Below are 15,690 nucleotides of genomic sequence, written 5' to 3' on the forward strand. Positions count from 1 at the left end.
CATCAGGCTGGTTAGCCTGCAGGGCGTGGGACCACCTCTTGTCGACACCTTCGTGACCTCGGCCCGAACGGCCGGTGACCTGCTGACCAGCGCGCCGGTGCGGGATCGCTGGGACACCGAGAGCGCCTGCGCGGGGATGACCGTCGGCGGCCTCGCGTTCCACCTGGCCAGCCAGGCCGGCAACGCCGTCCGCCTGGTGTCGGCCGCGCCCTCCGACGAGTCCCCGATCCCGGTCGAGGAGCACTACCGGCGGGCGGCCTGGGTCAGCTCCGGGCCCGACGAGGAGGCGAACGTCGTCATCCGCTCCAGCGCCAACGACGAGGCGGGGGCGGGCTTCGACGAGCTCTGCGCCAAGGTCGCCGCCGACCTGGAGGCACTACCCGGCGTGCTGGACGCGCGGTCCTCCCACCACCCGGTCCTCATCCCCTGGCAGGGCTGGGCGCTCACCCGCGACGACTTCCTGGTGACCCGGCTGATGGAGATGCTCGTGCACTCCGACGACCTGGCCGCCAGCCTCGACGTACCGACCCCGCAGTTCCCGGGCGAGGCGGTACGCCGCGTGCTCGGCCTGCTCACCTCGGTGGCCGTCGAGCGGCACGGCCAGACCGCGTTGCTGCGCGCCCTCAGCCGGCCCCAGCGGGCGCCCGGCTCCGTGTCGGCGTTCTGACCGGCAGCCTGATGGAGGACGAGCGGGCGCCCTACGACCCGATGCCCTACGGGCAGCCCGAGGTCGGCGTCGGGCCCTGGGAGGGCCCGTGGCCGCAGGGCCCGCAGTACGACCCGCGGCTCCTGGCCGAGGGCGACCGGCGCAACGTCGTCGACCGCTACCGCTACTGGTCGCTCGAGGCGATCGTCGCCGACCTGGACGCCCGGCGGCACGACTTCCACGTGGCCATCGAGAACTGGCAGCACGACTTCAACATCGGGACGATCGTGCGCACCGCCAACGCGTTCCTCGCCGCTGAGGTCCACATCGTCGGCAACCGCCGCTGGAACCGGCGCGGCGCGATGGTGACCGATCGCTACCAGCACGTCCGGCACCACCCGACCGTCGCCGAGCTGGCGGCGTACCTCCGGTCGCTGCCGGAGCCCGTGGTGCTCTGGGGCATCGACAACCTCCCCGGGTCGCTGCACCTGGAGACGACGGACGTGCCGCGGCGGGTCTGCTTCCTCCTGGGTCAGGAGGGTCCTGGGCTCTCGGCAGGCGCGCGCCAGGCATGCGACGCGACGTTCTCGATCGCCCAGTTCGGCTCGACCCGCTCCATCAACGCCTCGGCTGCTGGTGCGATCGCCATGCACTCCTGGGTCCGCGCGCACGCCAACCTGTCCGGGGACGACGCCTGGCGGGGCTGAAGTCACGCCTGACCTAGCGGGCCCTCCGGATGCACTTCTGCAGGTTGAGGTTCCGGACCTGGCCGCGGTCGACGTAGATCAGCTTGCGCTGCAGCACCTTGCCCTTGACCTCGCAGGTGAGCAGGTACTTCTCCCGCTTGCCCGGCGTCGTCTTGGTGACCGCGTCGAACAAGCTCGCCTTGAGCGTGTAGGTCGGCGACACCGACGCGTAGTTGATCACCCGCAGCACATAGGTGCCGGGCTCGGCGTTGGGCACGTCGGCCACCTCCTTCTCACCCGGGAGGTTGCCCGACGAGCCGACCTCGACGAGGCCCTCACCGACCCGCTTGTAGACCTCGAGGTCGAGGTCGTCGGGCGTGGGCCAGTCGAGCTCGATCCTCATCAGGCCGGTCTGGCCGGTGACCACGAACTCGGTGTCCGTGTGGTTGTTGGGGGTCGCGGTCGTGCCCTCGATGGTCTCGGTGCGGAACGGCGCGTCCCCGAGGACCTGGTAGGTGCGGGACCGGACGACCGGGCGGGTCGAGGGGTTGACCATCCACGAGAACCGGCCGGTGCGGCCGAGCTTGATGGCCGAAGTCACACCGTCGGCGAACGAGCCCTCCCAGGTCGGGGACTGGAACGTCTTGGTCAGGCGCAGCGTGGCTCGCTTCGGGCCCTTCCCCCTGAGCACACCCGAGTACTTCTTGTCGGAGGCGTGTGCCAGTGCGATGAGGTAGGACTCACGGAGACCCTTGCCGGCGTACTCTCCGGCGCCGACGTACTCGTCCACGACCTGCGGGAACGGCGGGTGGAACTCGTGGGCGCCGATCTCGAAGGTGTAGCCGAAGCCACCGGTCGCGTTGTAGGTGTAGTCCTCCGTCGTGCCGGTGGTGTCGTAGAGCTGCCACCCGTGGATGTTGGCGTACCCGTTCTGCGCCGCCATCTGGGCGCCCAGCGCCTTCAGGGCCTCCTCGTCGGGTGCGTCACCGACCGGCAGCCCGTCGGAGCCGATGGTCTGCGGGTTCACGCCGTTGGGACGCAGGATGAGGTTGGAGAACGTGTGGTTGGAGATCATCATCGTCACCTGGCGGTTGCGCACGATGTCGGCGATGTTCTGGATCTCCGGCTCGGAGAACGCCGTGGCTCCGCGATAGGTGGGGTCCGCCTGGACCGTCGACGCGCCGGGGCCTCCCCAGAAGCCGCCGTAGTTGCGGTTGAGGTCCACACCGTGGCCGTAGCCGCCCGGGGTGGCGAGCAGAGCGCCGCACGAGCCGTCGGGAGTGTCCTCGCCGTCGACGACGCGGCAGTTCTTGCGCATGTAGGCGCGGCCGGGGGTGCCAAGAATGACGCCGGTGCCGCCCGTGGGGTCGTGCTCGTTGGCGGCGTTGAGGTCGACGAGCTCGCCGTCGGTGCGGGACAGGTGGAACCCGTCGACGTTGACGACCGGGATGACGATGACCCGCGCTTGGCGGAGCAGCTTGGTGATCCGCTTGTCCTTGCCGAAGTTGTTGACCAGGTCGAAGGCGAACTCGATGGCCATCTCTCCCGACGGCCACTCCCGCGCGTGGTGCAGCCCCATCAGGAGGAACGTCGGGCGGCCGCGGTCGCGCTTGTGGATGTTGCGGCCGATCTCGATGCCATAGACGGTGCGTCCGTCCAGGCTCGGGCGCGGGAGGGCGAAGTGCTTGACGAGCTTGGGGTTGGCCTTCGCCAGGTCGACCATGTCGGCGTTGTAGTCGGCCAGGGTGCGGTAGGTGTCGCGGCCCGAGGGCAGCGGCGACTGGTCGACGCTGGCGGCGTACGCGGCGTTGACGAGGTTGTTCTCGGCCTCGCGCTTGATCAGGTCGGGGATCCGCACGTCGTAGGTGAGCCCGGCGGCCTCGATCGAGCGCAGGTCCGCCGGGCTGTGCACCACGACCTCGACGTAGTCGTGACCCGCGTGCTCGGTCAGGTCGAGGCCGAGGCTCTGCAGGAGGGCCTTGTCGGCGCGGTCGTAGGTGTCGACAGTGATCAGCTGCGGGCGGAAGCCCTCGATCGGCGGTCCCTCCGCCGCGACCGGAGCCGGCTGGCTCAGCGCGGTGGCGGCGACAGCGAGGCACACCGCGCCCGCAGCGATCGCCGATCGGGCGCGCTTGGGTCGGGCGAGATCGGGGCGGGGGGTCATGTGGACGCTCCTGGACTGAACTGGTCTGGACTGAACTGGTCTGGGCCGGCGGCAGGCTGCGGTGAGGAATTTCCGGTCTCAACGACCATTCGCCGGACAGGTCACGTCCGGTTGTGCTACAGCGCGGTTGCCAGGGGGCATCCGGTCCACGTCCAGCACGATCGCAAAAGCGACTCGCCGGTAGCCATTAGGTTGAGGTCATGCCTATCGCCACCCCCGAGAAGTACGCCGAGATGCTGGATGCCGGCAAGGCCGGCAGCTTCGCGTTCCCGGCCATCAACGTGTCCTCGTCCCAGACCCTCAACGCCGCCCTCCAGGGCTTCGCCGACGCCGGATCCGACGGCATCGTGCAGGTGTCGACAGGTGGTGCGGAATACCTCTCCGGCCCGACGATCAAGAACATGGTCACCGGCTCGGTGGCCTTCGCGGCGTACGCCGCCGAGGTGGCCAAGAACTACCCGGTCAACATCGCGCTGCACACCGACCACTGCCCCAAGAACAAGCTCGACGGCTTCGTCCGGCCGCTGCTCGACATCTCCGCGGAGCGGGTCGCACGCGGCGAGGCCCCGCTGTTCCAGTCCCACATGTGGGACGGCTCGGCCGTGCCGCTCGAGGAGAACCTCCAGATCGCCGAGCAGCTGCTCGCGGCCTGCGCGAAGGCGCACATCATCCTCGAGGTCGAGATCGGCGTCGTCGGCGGCGAGGAGGACGGCGTCGCCAACGAGATCAACGAGCAGCTCTACACCACCCCCGAGGACGCGCTGGCCACCGTCGCCGCCCTCGGGGTCGGCGAGAACGGCCGCTACATGGCCGCCCTGACCTTCGGCAACGTGCACGGCGTCTACAAGCCGGGCAACGTCAAGCTGCGCCCCGAGATCCTCAAGCACGCGCAGGAGGCGGTCGTGGAGAAGCTGGGCCTCGAGCCGGGCTCCAAGCCGTTCGACCTGGTCTTCCACGGCGGGTCCGGGTCGACCGCCGAGGAGATCGGCGCGGCCGTCGACTACGGCGTGGTCAAGATGAACGTCGACACCGACACCCAGTACGCCTTCACCCGGCCGGTGGCCGCCCACATGTTCGGCCACTACGACGGCGTCCTCAAGGTCGACGGCGAGGTCGGCAACAAGAAGCAGTACGACCCGCGGGCGTGGGGCAAGGCGGCCGAAGCAGGGATGGCCGCCCGGGTCGTCGAGGCCTGCCAGGACCTCCGGTCGGCCGGCCGGGCGGTCGGCTGAGGACGGACCGGCGACCGAATTCTCCGGGACTGATCACCGACTCGACGCGAGTTCTCCGATTCTGCTGCGAAACGGCCTGCGGCGTGCCACGATCGCGCACGTGGCGACCCCTTGTCGCCGCACCTTCTCGGGGGCCCTGGTTGCGTGCCTCCTTGGAGCGGCCGGGGGGCTCGGGTGGGTGTCGGCGACTGCACACCAGGCATCCGCGACGGCGCCAGCGCTCGTCGCGACGCAGGCCTGCCCAACGGCCTGGCCGGCGCTGCGTGTGGGCCCGCCCGGAGACGCCTTCGACGGCAACGTCTCCGTCCTGGTCGGCGGCAACCTCAGCGTCGCCGGCAGTGCCGCCGGTGCCGAGGGGATCGTCCTGGCTGCCGGCAACGCGACGTTCGCGCGTGACGAACCGGGTCCCTACCGGGTCGGCGTCACCGAGATCGGGTCACAGGTGCCGCCGCACGCCGACAGCGACATGCTCGTCGTCGGCGGCAGCCTGACCGCCACCTCCAGCACCCCGCTCGAGGTCGCGCCGGGGCTCAACGGCGACGCGGTCGTCGGCGGGCTGGTCACCGACGGAACGGTCGTCGCGCAGGGCGTCGGCACGCTCGACCAGGGCGTCGTGGACGCGCTGGCGCCGTACGGCGAGCTGCTCGCCGGCCTCGGGGCGAAGTCCGGCGCGTATGCCGGCCTGCCTGTGACCGGCACCGTCGAGATCACCGGCCAGGCGGTCACCCTCATCGGTGACGGCGTCTCCGATCCCCAGGTCTTCGCCGTCGACGGCACCGCCCTCGGTGCCCCAGGGCAGGGACCCGGCCGCTCCCTCCAGCTGCTCGGCGTGCCCGAGGGTGCCGCCGCCGTCGTCAACCTCACCGGTCCCGCGGTCGACCTCGACCTCGACAGCGTGCTCGGCCCGGAGGGCGCGACCGTTGACCCCACGGTCGACCCCTACTTCGCCGACCTGGCCACCCACCTGCTGTGGAACGTCCCGAGCGCCGCGACGGTCGACGTCGGTGGCGTCGGGCAGCTGCCCGGGAGCCTGCTCGTCGGCTCCGCGCCCAGCGTCACGGTCATCACCGGCGCCACCAACGGCCGGGTCTACGTCGCCGGCGACCTGGTGCACACCGGGTCGGGGAGCATGCACAGCTACCCCTTCCTTCCCGACCCGGGCATGACCTGCGGCCCGGACCTCCCGCACCTCGGGGCGCTGACGCTCGACGTCGTGCTGAAGGACCCTGCCAACCTGGTCGACAAGGAGCGGTTCTTCCGGGGGACCTTCGCGTGCTTCCTCGACGGTGCGGACGTCACGCCCGGTGACGGCACCTGGCAGTTCCGCGCCCAGGCCGATGACCGGGTCCTGTCCGACCAGGTCCCCGTCGGCGCGCTCTGCTTCGTCGCCGAGCAGCTCGAGGTGCCACCGGCGCCCGGCTGGGCCTGGGCCAAGCCCGACATCGCACCGGCCAAGGTCAAGATCGCCAAGCGTGACCCGCAGGGCTTCACGGTGACCAACAGCATCCAGCCGGTCAAGACTCCGCCGGAGCCCGAGGAGGAGCCGACCCCCACTCCGGCCCCGACGCCGACGCCGACGCCGTCCCCGGAGCCGACCTCACCCGAGCCCCAGGATCCGCCAACGACGCTGCCCGACCCGGAGCCGACATCGCCGACCGAGGAGCCCACCGTCGTTCCAGAGGAGGAGCCGCTGCCGTCGCTGCCGCCCGCACCGGACCCGGTGGTCCCGACCAGCGAGCCGGACGACGACCCGGTGGACACGGCTGCTGCGCCCCCGGCACCGTCCGACGGCCCGGGCCCGCTGACCACGACCGCGCCCTACACCCTGCGCGGCGCCTTCGTCTGGGGACCGCTGCTGCTGCTCAGCGTGGTGGCGCTGCGGATGCGCTACCCGTGGCGGCGCAAGCGCCGCCACAGTCTCTACTACTAGCGGTCGCCACTAGCCTCGGCAGCGTGACCCACTCGCATCCAGACCTGATGGCCGGGCCCCCGCCCACCCACCTTCCCGACGACCCCGCCACCCACGACCTCGACGGCGGGGCCGCACCGGTCGACGTCGTCCGGGCCCACCCGTCCTCGCCGGCCGCGTGGGCCGCGCTCGCCGGTGAGGCCAAGGCCGGCCAGTCCGACCCGGTGACGGTGTATGCCTACGCCCGGGTGGGCTACCACCGCAGCCTCGACCTGCTCCGCCGCAACGGCTGGAAGGGGCACGGCCCCGTCCCCTGGGAGCACGAGGCCAACCGCGGCTTCCTGCGCTGTCTGGCCCTGCTGGCCCAGGCCGCCCGCGACATCGGCGAGACCGACGAGTGGGACCGCTGCTCGGCGTTCCTGCGGGACTCCAGCCCGACGGCGTACGACGAGCTGCTCGGCTCGTAGGTGAGATGGACCGTGGCCCGCCTCCTTGCGGAGTCGGGCCACGGTCAGGTTGTTGGTTGGGCGGGACTGTCGAGCGGGACTCAGCCCGTGGTGACGGGGGCGTTCTTCGCGCCCTCGTCCTTGGTGGGCTTGGCGCCCTTCTTGCCGCCGTCGGACTTGTCCACGTCCGTGGCGGCCGGGGCCTCGGCGGCGGGGGCGTCGGGCGCGGGCAGCATGTCGGCCGTCGACCCCGGAGCGACCGACGTCGACGGCGGTGAACCTCGACCCGGCTCCATGTCCGCGGTCCCCCCAGGAGCGGTCCCGGGGGTGCCCTCGTCCGGCTGCACCCCCGAGGTGGAGGAGCCGTCGCCGACGACGGAAGCCCCGTAGGCGATGCCACCAGTAGCGAGCGCCAGCGCGGCCACGACGGCCACCATGGCGGATCGGGCGCTGAGCGCCCTCACGTGAGATCTCATCAGACGTCCACCGTCCTAGCTGGTCTGCAGGCAGTAGGCGTGGGCAGTGATCGTGCGGTTGCCGCCGCTGTCGTTGTGCCCGAACACCGCCCAGCCGTTGCCCTGCTGGCGTGACGCGACGACGAAGACGTCGAAGAACCCGTCGTTGCCTCCGGAGATGAGCTGCTCGCCGGCGAGGCAGGACGCGGTGACGGAGCCGTTGCCTCCCGCAGGGATGTTTGCGCTCACCGCGGTACGTTCGATGATCGTGCCCAGCTCGCTCGCGCGAACCGAGTCGAGGCCGAGGTCGGCGGAGAAGAGCGAGTTGTCGACGATCTCGCCGGAGTCGATCGAGTTGTCCTGGATCTCCGTGGCAGCCACGCCGTCGGTCGCGATCTCAGACTGACCGACCGCGTTGGCCGCGATCTCCGCCGCGGCCACGCCGTCGGTTGCGATCTCCGACTGGCCGACCGAGTTGGGCGCGAGGTTCCCTGCGGTCAGTGAGTCGGTGAGGACGTCGATGGCGGACAGCGAACCGTCGGCCACGTCGGCGCCAGTGAGGGTGCCGTCCTTGACCTTGGCGGTCTTGACCGCGTTGTTCTTCAGGTCGGCCGTCTTGACGTTGCCGTTCTTGATCTGGATGGAGCCGACCGAGTTGGGCGGGATGCCGGCGGCGACGGCGACGCCGCCACCGAGTACGAGCGTCAGGCACAGCGTGGAGACGACGTTTGAGTACGTCAGCCGGTTGCGGATCGATGGCATGAGAGAAACCTTCCGAGCAGTGGTTGGGACGATCGAACTCGGCCCACGTTCCACCGATACGGACTACTCGGCCATGGCCCACATGGGCCATATTCCTGCCGTCAGCCCTCTTCCCCCTGGTGGTGCTGCTAGCTCAGCCCGACTCGGTCGCCCGAGGAGCGACAAGCGACCGCACCCGCTCCGCGCCGAGCGCGAGGATCAGCGTCGGCAGCCGCGGCCCGCGCTCGGCGTCGACCAACAACCGGTAGAGAAGCGCGAAGAACTCCTTCTGGTCCGCCTTGACCTCGTCGGTCGGCTTGTCGTCCAGGGCCAGGCCGCGGGCGAGCTTGGGCACGCCGTAGACGACCGCGGTGAGCGGCTCGAGGTCCGGCTCGTCAGGCAGGTTGTCCAGCAGCAGGTCCAGCCACTGCCGCTCCCGCGGACCGAGGGCGGCGAGCGTGTCGGTGTCCGGCGTCTGTCGCACCGTGGTGCGCTCCGCTGGGTCCACGAACTCGGCGGTCCACGCCATCGCCTTGTCCAGCCGCGGCTGGAGGTCCTCGACCGTGCCGTGCGGGTGACCCGCGTGCTCGACGATGCGGCTGATCTGCTCGGCCGAGCCGGCCGTGATGTCGGCGACCGAGGAGAGCAGCCGGAACGGGACGACGACCGGCGCGGTCGGCAGCACCCCGGCGGTCGACGTGGAGGTCGCGCGCTCGTAGGCGAGGACCTGCGCGTCCCGCTTCGTGGGGTCGGCCGCCTTGCGGCCGAGCGCGTCCCACTCGTCGTAGAGGCGCACCACCTCGGCGCCGAAGTCGATGTTGAAGGTCTGGCGCGGGTTGCGGCGCACGTAGAGCCAGCGCAGGATCGGCGCCTCCAGGATCCGCAGGGCGTCCTCCGCGGTCGGCGCGCCGCCGGCCGACGACGACATCTTCTGGACCCCGGCGAAACCGACGAAGCCGTAGCCGAACCAGGCTGGCCGGGGCATGCCGTAGATGCTCTCGACCAGCTCGTGGCCGACGGTGAACGAGGAGCCCGGGGTCGCGTGGTCCATCCCGGCCGGCTCGAAGTCGACGTGCTCGAAGGCCCAGCGCATCGGCCAGTCGACCTTCCAGACCAGCTTGCCCTCGAAGTCGGTGGTCAGGTTGGTGACGCCGGCGTAGCCGGTGACGTCGCAGGTGTAGCCGAGGTCGGTCGTCTCGTCGTCGTAGGACGTCAGCGTGACCGTGTCGCGGCCGCAGTCGCGGCAGTAGGGCTTGTAGGGGAAGCGGGCCAGGTCGCCGCGCCCCGACGCCTCGTCATCGTCGGCCGACTCCAGCTCGACGGCCTTGGTGCGGTGGCGGGCGAGCACGGCCTCGATCGCGTGGCGTTCGCGGACGGCGGTGAGCACGGCGTCGCGGTAGTGGCCGGCCCGGTAGCGCTCGGTCTGGGAGACCTCCTCCATGTCGACGCCCATGGCGTGCAGGGCGTCGCGCAGCGGGGCCTTGAAGTGCGCGGCCCACGAGTCGTGGCAGCCGTCCGGGTCGGGCACCGCGGTCAGCGGCCGTCCGATGTGGTCGCTCCAGGACTGGTCGACGCCCACCGGGACCCTGCGGAACCGGTCGTAGTCGTCCCACACGTGCAGGTGGCGGGTGTTGACACCTCGCCGGCGCAGCTCCTCGGCGACGAAGTGCACGGTGAGGAACTCGCGCAGGTTGCCGAGGTGCACCCGGCCGGACGGGCTCGCGCCGGACGAGACGGTCACGATCTCGGCACCCTCGCCCGCGTGTCCCTGTGCATGTCTCTGTGCATGTCTCTGGGCGTCGTCCGCGGCGCGGGTCACCCAGTCGTGGGGCTCGCCCTCGCTCTTCCTGGCCACCCGCGAACGTTACCGAGGGACGACGAGCGAGTACGCCGCGGGCTCCACGCGCCAGGTGCGGTGCCGCTCGGGGCCGTAGATCTCGCCGTCGGCCGAGCACCAGAACTCCTCGCCGGACACCGAGACGGTGGACCCGCGCACGTAGACGACGTCGTCGCGCTCGGCGTGCCGGCCGGTCATCAGCTTGAGGCCGTAGCCGAACCGCGCCACGGGTCCGATCGACCGGGACACCATCACGTCGAGCAGGCCGTCCCCGGGGTCGGCGTGCGGGGTCAGCTCGGTGCCGCCACCCACGTTGGTGCCGTTGCCTACCGCCACCATGAGGATCGGCTGGTCCATGTCGACCACGACCTCGCCGTCGACCTCGACGGCCACCCGGATGAACGGTGGCTTCACCGCGGCCTGGGCCGCCCCGATCGGGTAGCCGAGCTTGCCGAGGTTGAGCCTCCCCAAACCGACCGGACCCAACCCGATGGAGTGCAGCCGGTCCTTCCAGACCGACCCGCGTCGCCCCGCCTGCGCGCCGGCCCCGGCGTGCACGCTGTTGACGACGATCCCGCCGACCTCGTCCACGATGAGATCCATCGGCCGCGGCGCACCGTCGACCAGGACCTGGGCGGCCTCCTCGACGTCAAGCGGGATGTCGTTGGTCCGCGCGAAGTCGTTGCCGGTCCCCAGCGGCAGGATGCCGAGCACCGCGCTCTTCAGCTCGTTGCGCCGGTAGAGCGTGGTGATGACCGCGTGCAGGCTCCCGTCGCCACCCGCGACGACGATCCGCCGCGACCCCGCGCGGTGCAGCGCGCCGTTGAGCTCGCCGGGGTTGGAGGTCGCCTGCACCTCCACGTCGGCGTGGGCCCGAAGGAGCGTCAGCGCCGCAGACAGCGACTCCTCGTCTGCCGGCCCGGCGTCCGCGTTGCTGATCACGAGGAGGGGGTCCATCGCTGGAGACAGTACAGTCAGCGCACGTGCCAGGCATCGCGATCATCGGGGCCCAATGGGGTGACGAGGGCAAGGGCAAGGCCACCGACGTCCTCGGCAGCCGCGTCGACTACGTCGTGAAGTTCAACGGTGGCAACAACGCCGGCCACACGGTGGTCATCGGCTCGGGGGAGACCCAGCAGAAGTACGCGCTGCACCTGCTGCCGAGCGGCATCCTGACGCCGGGCTGCACGCCGGTCATCGGCAACGGGGTGGTGATCGACCTCAACGTGCTGTTCCAGGAGATCGAGGGGCTGGAGTCCCGCGGGGTCGACACCTCCTTGCTGAAGGTCAGCGCCAACGCGCACGTCATCGCCGACTACAACCGCACGCTCGACAAGGTCACCGAGCGCTTCCTCGGGTCCCGGCGGCTCGGCACCACCGGGCGCGGCATCGGCCCGACGTACGCCGACAAGATGAACCGGATCGGCATCCGCATCCAGGACCTCTTCGACGAGAAGATCCTCCAGGCCAAGGTCGAGGGCGTCCTCGAGCTGAAGAACCAGGTCCTCGCCAAGATCTACAACCGCCGCGCGGTCACGGTGGAGGCCACGGTCGAGGAGCTCCTGTCCTACGCCGACCGGCTCCGGCCGATGGTCTGCGACACCGGGCTCCTCCTCAACCAGGCACTCGACCGCGGCGAGACCGTGCTCCTCGAAGCCGGCCAGGCGACGCTGCTCGATGTCGACCACGGCACCTACCCGTTCGTCACCTCGTCCTCGGCCACCGCGGGTGGTGCGTGCACCGGCTCCGGCATCCCGCCCGCCCGCCTGGACCGGGTGATCGGGATCGTGAAGGCCTACACGACCCGCGTGGGGGAAGGGCCGTTCCCGACCGAGCTGCACGACGATCTGGGGGAGAGCCTGCGCAAGGTGGGTCAGGAGTACGGCACGACGACCGGCCGGCCCCGCCGCTGCGGGTGGTACGACGCCGTCATCGCCCGTTACGCCGCGCGGGTCAACGGGGTCACCGACTTCGTGCTGACCAAGCTCGACGTGCTGACCGGCCACGAGACGGTGCCGGTGTGCGTGGCGTACGACGTCGACGGCGTCCGTCACGACGAGATGCCGGTCAGCCAGTCGGACTTTCACCACGCGGTTCCGATCTACGAGGAGCTGCCGGGCTGGTGGGAGGACATCTCCGGGGCGCGCACGCTCGCCGACCTCCCGCCCAACGCACGCGACTACGTGAAGGCGGTCGAGGAGATGTCCGGAGCCCGCATCTCCGCGGTCGGTGTCGGCCCGGCCCGCGACCAGACGGTCGTCGTCCACGACCTGCTCTGATCCGCAATAGGTTGTCCCCGTGCTGAGTCCCGCGAAGGCCGTCGACCGGATCCGGAAGGCCTTCGGGCCACCCCCCGGCTACCGAACGCTCCACGCGAAGGGCCGGTTCTACACCGGGACCTTCACGGCGACCCCCGAGGCGACCGCGCTGTGCCGGGCCGCCCACTTCGACGGTGAGCCGCACCAGGTCACGGTGCGGTGGTCCAACGGCGGTGGCAACCCGAAGGTCGCCGACCCGGCGCCGGACGTGCGGGGGATGGCGGTGAAGTTCCACCAGCCGGACGGGTCGGCCACCGACCTGCTCGGCCAGACCTCGCCACGCTTCCCGACCGACAGCCCGGAGGTCTTCGTCCAGCTGACCGAGGCGGCCAACAAGCCCTGGTTGCTGCCGCTGTTCCTGGCCCGGCACCCCGGAGTCCTGCCCACGACGCTGGCCAGCGCCCGGGCCAAGGCGGTCGGCTCGCCCCGCAGCTTCGCCGAGGTCACCTTCTACCCGATCCACGCCTACGGCTGGCTCGCTGCCGACGGCACCCGCACCTGGGTGCGCTACATCTTCCGTCCCACCGTCACCAAGGCGGACCGCCTCGAGGAGGAGTTCGAGGGGCCCGACCGGCTCGCGGAGGAGATGTCCGCCAGGCTCGCCCGCGGCCCGGTCACCCACGAGGTCTGGGTGCTGGTCGCCGGTGAGGGGCACGACCCGCACAGTGCGGTCTCGGTGTGGCGTGACGCCCGCGAGCTGCTGGCCGGGCGGATCGTCGTGACCGCCGAGATCCCCGACCCCGAAGGTGGGCCCGCCTCCGCGACCCCCGTGGTCTTCGACCCGACCAGGGTCGTGGACGGCATCGAGCTCTCGGACGACCCGATCCTGCGCTACCGGCCGGGTGCCTACTCGGAGTCCGTGTCCCGGCGCACCGCCTCCTCGTCCTAGCGTTGCGCCCCGTGAAGATCCTTGTCGTCGGTCCCGGCGGGCGCGAGCACGCACTGGCCCGAGCACTGTCGCTGGACCCCGCGGTGACCGAGGTGCACGTGGCGCCGGGCAACCCGGGGATGGCGGCGGTCGCCACGCTCCACCCGGTCGACGCATCGGACGGGGCGGCGGTGGCGGCGCTGGCCGAGGAACTAGGCGTCGACCTGGTCGTCGTCGGACCCGAGGCGCCGCTGGTCGCCGGCGTCGCCGACGCCGTCCGGGAGCGCGGGATCGCCGTGTTCGGGCCGTCCCGGGCGGCCGCCCGGCTCGAGGGCAGCAAGGCGTTCGCCAAGGAGGTCATGGCCGCGGCCGGCGTCCCCACGGCCGCCGCCCACGTCTGCACGACCGCCGAGGAGGCCGCCGCCGCACTCGACGCGCTCGGCGCGCCGTACGTCGTCAAGGACGACGGGCTCGCCGCGGGCAAGGGGGTCGTGGTGACCGAGGACCGGCAGGCCGCGCTCGACCACGCGCTGGCATGCGACCGGGTGGTCGTCGAGGAGTACCTCGACGGCCCGGAGGTCTCGCTCTTCGTCATCACCGACGGCTCGACCGCCTACCCGATGCAGCCGGCGCAGGACTTCAAGCGGATCTTCGACGGTGACGCCGGCCCCAACACCGGCGGCATGGGTGCCTACACGCCGTTGCCGTGGGCGCCAGCCGGCCTCGTCGAGGAGGTGCTCGACACCGTCGCGCGCCCCACCATCCAGGAGATGTCTCGCCGTGGCACCCCGTTCAGCGGACTGCTCTACATCGGCCTGGCCCTCACGTCCCGAGGGGTGCGGGTCGTGGAGTTCAACGCCCGGTTCGGCGACCCGGAGACCCAGCCGCTGCTCGCCCTGCTCGACCAGGACGCCTCACCGCTGTCGGCGCTCCTGATGGGGGCCGCGACCGGGACGCTCGCCGACGTGCCACCGCCGGTCTGGCGCGACGGCGCCGCCGTGGGTGTCGTCATGGCCAGCCGGGGCTACCCGGAGTCCTCGTCCAGCGGCGACGTCATCACCGGCCTCGAGCTGGCCGAGGCGCTCGACGGCGTGCACGTCATCCACGCCGGGACAGCGCTGCGCGACGGCGAGCTGGTGACCGCGGGCGGCCGGGTCCTGGCCGTCGTCGGCGTGGGCGACGACGTCGCCGCCGCGCGCGCCGCGGCGTACGACGGGGTCGCGGTCATCTCGTTCGACGGCGCCCAGTACCGGACCGACGTCGCCGCCGGTCGATGACCTTCCCTGCCGGCTCGACCATCACCGTGCGGGAGGTGTTGTTCGCCCAGACCTGGGCCAGCTGGCCCGAGACGGTGGTCTCCGACGGCGGAGAGTAGCTGGCCGGAGAGTAGCTGGCCACCGTCCAGGTCGACGGAACGCCCCTGACCTTCCCCGACCACCCGTGGCAAGTTCGAGCGCGGCCAGTTCACGGGTTGGTACGTCAACTTCGAGCAGCCGCCGGTCCGCAATGACGACGGGTGGACGTCCACGACCTGCGGGCGGTTCTCAACGCGGCGCCAGACGGCGTACGTGTTTTCGAGGACGACGACCGGTGGTGGGCGTCATGGGACGAGTGGTGCCGCTCGCGTGTGCCGACTGGACGATCCTGCTCACCCCAGGGCACTTGGGACAGGGGTCCACGTGGACCCCTGTCCCAAGCGGTGACCGAGGCGGTCGCGGGATCCTCCTTGGAGCGGCGCAGCCGCTCGCGGCACGACACCCCGCTGGCGAACGTGGTTGGGGGTGGCTGTCCCTAGCGTCGACGCATGCCCATGGACCCGGAACTCGTCACCGGTCGGCAGGCCACCGCTCTGCTGGCCGCGACCGGCCTGGCCCGTCGGCACGCCCTGCGCACACTGAGCGCTGGGCTTGCCGGATCGCCTCGGCAGGTCCCAGGCGCGATGCTCTACGAGCGGACCGCGGTCGAGGCGCTGGTGCGCAGGCCATGCATCGACCTGGCCGATCTCGACGAGCTCTGTCCGCAGGGGGCCTTCGTCTCTCGACGGCTGGTCGACGTCCGGCAGGACCTGTCCGCTCAGCGCGAACAGGTCGCCGGTCACTGGCGGCTCAACCCCTTCTGCGCGGTCGCACTGTCGTTGTGGGCAAATCATGGTGAGCCGCTGGCTTTCGTCGCGACCGTCACCGGCTTCGTGGTGCTCGGTGCCGAGATCCTGGACACCGCGGTTGACGACAGTGGCTGGCGCTTGGTGCTTGGCCCTCCCGGCGACTGGTTCGAGAGCCTCGATGGGCGCCGTCTTGTGTTGGGGCAAGGTGGTGAGTGGACGATCCGCCGGCGGCTGGCACCACGGCGGCCGGTCCGGCGCTGACTCCGGGCGCTGACTCCGGGCGC

14 protein-coding genes are annotated in these 15,690 nt (G+C 71.2%); 9 read left to right on the top strand and 5 right to left on the bottom strand.

Annotated elements, in window-relative coordinates:
- Positions 1–25: 25 nt before the first annotated feature.
- Both ACYVC6_RS05320 and ACYVC6_RS05325 read left to right on the top strand, forming a co-directional pair.
- Entirely contained in the window at positions 26–667 is a 642-nt protein-coding gene (locus tag ACYVC6_RS05320; protein WP_460711714.1) for a maleylpyruvate isomerase N-terminal domain-containing protein, read from the top strand.
- 11 nt (positions 668–678) lie between these two features.
- Entirely contained in the window at positions 679–1,353 is a 675-nt protein-coding gene (locus ACYVC6_RS05325) for a TrmH family RNA methyltransferase (RefSeq protein WP_460711716.1), read from the top strand.
- A gap of 13 nt (positions 1,354–1,366) precedes the next feature.
- On the opposite strand, the gene ACYVC6_RS05330 is transcribed toward ACYVC6_RS05325, so the two are convergent.
- Positions 1,367–3,496, bottom strand: a complete 2,130-nt coding sequence (locus ACYVC6_RS05330) for a M14 family metallopeptidase (RefSeq protein ID WP_460711718.1) — start codon at positions 3,494–3,496, stop codon at positions 1,367–1,369.
- A gap of 200 nt (positions 3,497–3,696) precedes the next feature.
- Between ACYVC6_RS05330 and fbaA the strand changes: the two genes are divergently transcribed.
- The 3 genes from fbaA to ACYVC6_RS05345 all read left to right on the top strand — a co-directional run bounded on the left by fbaA (position 3,697) and on the right by ACYVC6_RS05345 (position 7,104).
- Positions 3,697–4,728 (top strand): class II fructose-bisphosphate aldolase, encoded by a 1,032-nt coding sequence (gene fbaA / locus ACYVC6_RS05335; protein ID WP_460711720.1) that lies wholly within the window; start codon positions 3,697–3,699, stop codon positions 4,726–4,728.
- 178 nt (positions 4,729–4,906) lie between these two features.
- Positions 4,907–6,658, top strand: a complete 1,752-nt coding sequence (locus ACYVC6_RS05340; protein WP_460711722.1) for a choice-of-anchor A family protein — start codon at positions 4,907–4,909, stop codon at positions 6,656–6,658.
- 47 nt (positions 6,659–6,705) lie between these two features.
- The gene (locus ACYVC6_RS05345) at positions 6,706–7,104 is read left to right on the top strand and encodes a DUF3151 domain-containing protein (RefSeq protein ID WP_460713307.1); all 399 of its coding nucleotides are present in this window, start codon (positions 6,706–6,708) and stop codon (positions 7,102–7,104) included.
- An 80-nt stretch (positions 7,105–7,184) separates the two neighbouring features.
- On the opposite strand, the gene ACYVC6_RS05350 is transcribed toward ACYVC6_RS05345, so the two are convergent.
- The 4 genes from ACYVC6_RS05350 to ACYVC6_RS05365 form a co-directional block, all read right to left on the bottom strand.
- On the bottom strand, positions 7,185–7,547 hold the full coding sequence (locus ACYVC6_RS05350; RefSeq protein ID WP_460711724.1) for a hypothetical protein: 363 nt from the start codon (positions 7,545–7,547) through the stop codon (positions 7,185–7,187).
- 27 nt (positions 7,548–7,574) lie between these two features.
- Complete coding sequence (locus ACYVC6_RS05355) at positions 7,575–8,300, bottom strand: hypothetical protein (RefSeq protein ID WP_460711726.1); 726 nt, start codon at positions 8,298–8,300, stop codon at positions 7,575–7,577.
- 133 nt (positions 8,301–8,433) lie between these two features.
- Complete coding sequence (gene lysS, locus ACYVC6_RS05360) at positions 8,434–10,134, bottom strand: lysine--tRNA ligase (protein ID WP_460711728.1); 1,701 nt, start codon at positions 10,132–10,134, stop codon at positions 8,434–8,436.
- 9 nt (positions 10,135–10,143) lie between these two features.
- Positions 10,144–11,073 (bottom strand): diacylglycerol/lipid kinase family protein, encoded by a 930-nt coding sequence (locus tag ACYVC6_RS05365; protein WP_460711730.1) that lies wholly within the window; start codon positions 11,071–11,073, stop codon positions 10,144–10,146.
- A 26-nt stretch (positions 11,074–11,099) separates the two neighbouring features.
- Here ACYVC6_RS05365 and ACYVC6_RS05370 point away from each other — a divergent pair, with 26 nt between their 5' ends.
- The 4 genes from ACYVC6_RS05370 to ACYVC6_RS05385 all read left to right on the top strand — a co-directional run bounded on the left by ACYVC6_RS05370 (position 11,100) and on the right by ACYVC6_RS05385 (position 15,667).
- Complete coding sequence (locus ACYVC6_RS05370; RefSeq protein ID WP_460711732.1) at positions 11,100–12,395, top strand: adenylosuccinate synthase; 1,296 nt, start codon at positions 11,100–11,102, stop codon at positions 12,393–12,395.
- Positions 12,396–12,414: 19 nt separating this feature from the next.
- Positions 12,415–13,323 (top strand): catalase, encoded by a 909-nt coding sequence (locus ACYVC6_RS05375; RefSeq protein WP_460711734.1) that lies wholly within the window; start codon positions 12,415–12,417, stop codon positions 13,321–13,323.
- Between the two features lie 11 nt (positions 13,324–13,334).
- Positions 13,335–14,579, top strand: coding sequence for a phosphoribosylamine--glycine ligase (purD, locus tag ACYVC6_RS05380; protein WP_460711736.1), 1,245 nt, complete (start codon positions 13,335–13,337; stop codon positions 14,577–14,579).
- A gap of 527 nt (positions 14,580–15,106) precedes the next feature.
- A complete protein-coding gene (locus tag ACYVC6_RS05385; RefSeq protein ID WP_460711738.1) occupies positions 15,107–15,667 on the top strand; it encodes a hypothetical protein in 561 nt (186 codons plus the stop codon).
- The last annotated feature ends 23 nt before the right edge of the window (positions 15,668–15,690 follow it).

The sequence above is a fragment of the Nocardioides dilutus genome, from assembly GCF_054779555.1.

Bases quoted from the DNA above. Each gene is read 5' to 3' on its own strand.
- ACYVC6_RS05325 (WP_460711716.1), top strand. From the start codon at position 679: ATGGAGGACGAGCGGGCGCCCTACGACCCGATGCCCTACGGGCAGCCC.
- ACYVC6_RS05330 (WP_460711718.1), bottom strand. From the start codon at position 3,496: ATGACCCCCCGCCCCGATCTCGCCCGACCCAAGCGCGCCCGATCGGCG.
- fbaA (WP_460711720.1), top strand. From the start codon at position 3,697: ATGCCTATCGCCACCCCCGAGAAGTACGCCGAGATGCTGGATGCCGGC.
- ACYVC6_RS05345 (WP_460713307.1), top strand. From the start codon at position 6,706: ATGGCCGGGCCCCCGCCCACCCACCTTCCCGACGACCCCGCCACCCAC.
- ACYVC6_RS05355 (WP_460711726.1), bottom strand. From the start codon at position 8,300: ATGCCATCGATCCGCAACCGGCTGACGTACTCAAACGTCGTCTCCACG.
- ACYVC6_RS05365 (WP_460711730.1), bottom strand. From the start codon at position 11,073: ATGGACCCCCTCCTCGTGATCAGCAACGCGGACGCCGGGCCGGCAGAC.
- ACYVC6_RS05385 (WP_460711738.1), top strand. From the start codon at position 15,107: ATGCCCATGGACCCGGAACTCGTCACCGGTCGGCAGGCCACCGCTCTG.